Origin of the sequence: Thermovirga sp., assembly GCF_017656375.1 — a bacterium.
GTDB lineage: Bacteria > Synergistota > Synergistia > Synergistales > Thermovirgaceae > Thermovirga.
Genome location: NZ_JACDOB010000069.1, coordinates 1 through 3,024, shown reverse-complemented (window position 1 = coordinate 3,024; position 3,024 = coordinate 1). Strand labels below are relative to the sequence as shown.

Genomic DNA, 3,024 nt, shown 5'->3' with positions numbered 1-3,024 from the left:
TGTTCACTCCTACTCCTATCAGCATGCTCCTATGCAATACCCTGTTGTCTTCCCTAACCCTTATAACTAAAGCATCTACTATCAGAAAAGGATACTCCTTATCCTTCAGAGACCTATCTCTCCATGCTTCTATAACTGGATCAAGCCTCCTGCATAGTTCCGATACCAATGACTTGGATACTCTTACTCCACATAACTCCTCCGTTATCTCCGACACCTTGCGGGTCGATACGCCATTTACCACCATTTCCATAAGAACCAAAACAAAGGCCTGCTCGCTTCTCTGGTACCTGCTGAAAAGCTCCGTAGAGAACTTGCCATTACGAAGCCTCGGAACTCTCAAGATAAGGCTGCCCACCCTTGTCGTAAGCCTATGAGGATATGTGCCGTTACGGTATCCTTGACGTTCCTCTGTACGCTCATAGGCTTTTGCTCTTAACTGTTCTGTGCGCCTGGAGAATCTGGTTTAAAACTGATTCCAATAGCTTAGACACACCAGACTCCATGCTATCTGACAAAAACTTGTGCAACAATTCCGAGTCGATGGTAATATTGTATTGAGCCATTGCAAGGTCACCTCCGGTTATGGTTTTTCTGCTGATTGCCATTTTAAACCAGAGACCTTGTAGTGGCTCTCTTGCTTTTGTCGAGTAGAAGTGCGCCTTTCTAACTTTAGGAACAGGTTTGTTTTCTCCGTTTTTCCCCGTTTCCTCCGGGAGTGCCACAATTATTTGCTCCATGGCTAAGTTGAACGCACAACCCTCACTGAACCGTGCTTGCGCTATTCACACACAATAAAACAACTCCTACTCCAGAAGACATTTTGCGCACTTATCGAAATTATTTCTAAATACACAATAGGGGTATTTACTTGTTCTACAGCATCCTCCATATTATACTTTCCATGTCTCTAGCAACTTCACTGCCATAAAAATAATTAATCTATAACTACTTGCAATTTCAGTTAAAGGAGCGATGTTACATGTCTTTTTTGCGCAGAAGTTCAAACAACAAAAGAGGGTTTAGCATATCTAAAAAACTGTGGATGCTGGCTATTAGCGTAATTACTCTTTTGGGAATAATGATAGCTATAACGGCCTATCGAACCAAGGATACTCTTAATGAGCAAGTCAATACTCTAGGCAATGAAGTAATTGTTAACGGTGTGGTACAGGTAGATCAGTACTTCCAAGAACTTAAAACTTTATCAAAAAGTATAGCCGGCTCTACTGCCGAGTTCCTAGAAACACACCCTAACGCTACCGATAATGATTTGGAGCCTCTGCTTAAGCGTTGTTATGAATCATTAGTAAAGGATTTAAACATATATGACCTGTACGTAGGGTTAGCATCTACAGGTAAAGTAGGTTCAGGAAGTGGTTGGGAGGAGCCTGAAGACTATGACGCTAGAAAACGTTCATGGTACATCAAGGCTGTTCAAGAAAATAAGGCTGTTCTTACAGAGCCCTATGTAGATGCAGGCACTGGCAAGTTACTGATAACTGTGGCAGCCCCAATCAACTCCTCCTCAGGCAAAATTCTGGGAGTGGCGGCAATAGATGTCATCCTCGAAGACCTATCAGAGATGATAACTTCCTACAAAATTCTTGGGAAAGGCTATGGTTTCCTCATAGATAAAGAGGGCAACTTTATAGCCCACCCTAAATCGGAAATGATAATGAAGGAAAATATGACAAAGACCAGCTCCCTCATAACCCCTGAAATAGCAGAAGCAGGGAAAAAGATGGTTTCCAGCAACAAAGCTGGCTTTGCAGACTTTGCCTTTCAAGGAGAAAACAGAAGGGTATTTTATGCACCTACAAAGTCCGGATTCGTTTTCGGCATAGTTTTCCCAACATCAGATTTAAACGCAATAGTCATGAAAGAAATTAAAACCCAAATATCGCTTGGGGCAATCGTCATTGTAATCCTGGGAGTATTACTATATTTCTTCTCCAAGAGCATTACAGTACCCATAACACATGTAACCAAAGCGCTGGGCAAATTGGGACAGCTTGACTTGAGAGATTATGAAAATAGAAATTGGCTAGAGCAGGCAGCAAAACAAGATACAGAAATAGGCCAGATGGCTTCGGCTGCTTTGAACTTACAAACAGTCTTAAGGCAGGCAATGGCCGATATAGCCAACTACTCTACACAGACCGCAGATGTAGCGGGGGGCTTAGCTTCCCTATCAGAAGAGTCTGTCGCCTCGTTAGAAGAAAGGAAAAAAGCCATTGAACAAGCAGCATCACTCATGGAAAACAACTCTGCATCTCTTCAGGAGATAAATGCCAGTGTTGAAGAAGTGTCAAGCTCTGCACAACAGGCTGCACAGAGCGCAACCAATGGAGCCGAAACGGCTGCTAAAATGTCTGCCATATCTGAAGAGGTTTCTCATAAGGTAGAAGAGGTAACCGAAGCTATTACAATAGTTGGCAACAAATCTAAGGACACCGAAAGCAAGATAAAAGAAATGGCAGACGCCGTAATGTCAATAACAAAATTGGTGGATGCCATAAAATCAATAGCCGAACAAACTAATTTGCTTGCACTGAACGCTGCTATAGAAGCTGCAAGGGCTGGTGAGCACGGCAGGGGTTTTGCTGTAGTCGCTGAAGAAGTGAGAAAACTGGCAGAGGAATCTGCTAACGCTGCACATGAGGTTGAAAACCTTATAACCCCACTACAGGACAAGGCGAAAACATCCCTTGAGGCTACAGAAGAATCCAACAAGGCTGTAGAAGATACAATTAAACTTGCCAATGAGTCTCTTGGCAAGCTGGCTGAGATGGTGCAACATATCAAAGACGTAAATGACGCTATGCAGAACATAGCTGCAACATCTGAAGAACAAGCCGCAGCAGCCCATGAAATGGCTCAAGGGGTGGAAGCTGCAACCCAGGCTACTATGGATACGGTAAGCGCTATGGAATCCGTTTCTCAATCTAGTGACGAAATAGTAAAAGCTAGCGAACAAATAGCCCAGGAAGCTCAAAACCTTGCTCATATTGCTGAGACCCT

1 protein-coding gene and 1 pseudogene are annotated in these 3,024 nt (G+C 43.3%); one reads left to right on the top strand and one right to left on the bottom strand.

The genetic code is table 11. From position 1 onward, the window contains the following. Positions 1-566: pseudogene (locus tag H0Z23_RS08810) on the bottom strand (transposase); the annotation flags it as partial. A 416-nt stretch (positions 567-982) separates the two neighbouring features. Here H0Z23_RS08810 and H0Z23_RS08805 point away from each other — a divergent pair. After that, positions 983-3,024: methyl-accepting chemotaxis protein (locus tag H0Z23_RS08805; RefSeq protein WP_296869076.1), on the top strand; the 2,042-nt coding region annotated here is incomplete at its 3' end.